Genomic DNA, 809 nt, shown 5'->3' on the forward strand with positions numbered 1-809 from the left:
CTGCGCCTTGCCTCCCGCGCTGCAAAGCGTCGCCCGGACCTCCGGGCTCTGCGCAGTAGCAGGGGCGGTTTTGCTCCTGCCTGCAGCACAGGAGAGAGCCATGACACAGGGCGAACAAACGAGGTTGGATGGAGGGCCGAATGCAAGCTCCGCTCAGCCTGCGCAGATCTCAAGGCCTGCGACGAAGCGGACCCAGCTGATCACGTTGCTGCCCACGAAGGCGGGGGCGGACATCGCGACGATCGGCGACCGGTTGGGATGGCAGCCGCACACGGTGCGCGCGGGCTTGTCGGGGTTGCGCAAGGCGGGGCACCACCTGGAGAAGGTCATACCGGGTCCGGGCAAGGCGACACGCTACCGGATCATCGCCAGTCAAGCCGCCGCTCCAGCAGGGTCCGACAGCCATGGCGGGTGATGGGGTGACCGATCCGGACCGCGCAGAGTGCCTGCGGATGTGGTCCGAGACCTTCGGGTCAGCACCGCCGCCCTATCTGTCGCTCGGGTTCATGACCCGGGCGCTGCATCATGAGGCGCAGTGCAAGCGGGCAGGGGGCCTGCCCGCCGCAACCCGCCGTGCCCTGGCGCAGATCGCGGCAGGTCGGGCTGTGCGGGATGTGCCCGTCGATCCGGCAAGACCAGGCGCGCATTATGTCCGCGAATGGAATGGCCGGACCTATCAGGTCGCGGTGACACCAGGTGGCTTCGTGATGGATGGGCGGACCTGGCCGTCGCTCTCGGCGATCGCAAAGCACATCACGGGGACAACGTGGTCCGGGCCGCGGTTTTTCGGGCTGACCAGGGTGTTAGGT

Annotated in this window: 2 protein-coding genes; both read left to right on the forward strand. The window is 67.7% G+C overall.

Annotated features, from left to right (window positions below; all coding sequences use genetic code 11):
• Positions 1-100: 100 nt before the first annotated feature.
• Positions 101-415, forward strand: coding sequence for a DUF3489 domain-containing protein (locus ACOI1H_RS25890; RefSeq protein ID WP_422441219.1), 315 nt, complete (start codon positions 101-103; stop codon positions 413-415).
• A partial coding sequence (locus tag ACOI1H_RS25895) for a DUF2924 domain-containing protein (protein WP_422441220.1) occupies positions 405-809 on the forward strand: 405 nt, incomplete at its 3' end. The genes ACOI1H_RS25890 and ACOI1H_RS25895, both read left to right, overlap by 11 nt.

Origin of the sequence: Loktanella sp. DJP18 (assembly GCF_049310965.1) — a bacterium.
In the GTDB taxonomy this organism is placed as follows: Bacteria; Pseudomonadota; Alphaproteobacteria; order Rhodobacterales; family Rhodobacteraceae; genus Loktanella.

What these genes read in the sequence shown, in the direction of transcription:
- ACOI1H_RS25890 (WP_422441219.1), top strand. Translation starts at nt 101, where the DNA reads ATGACACAGGGCGAACAAACGAGGTTGGATGGAGGGCCGAATGCAAGC.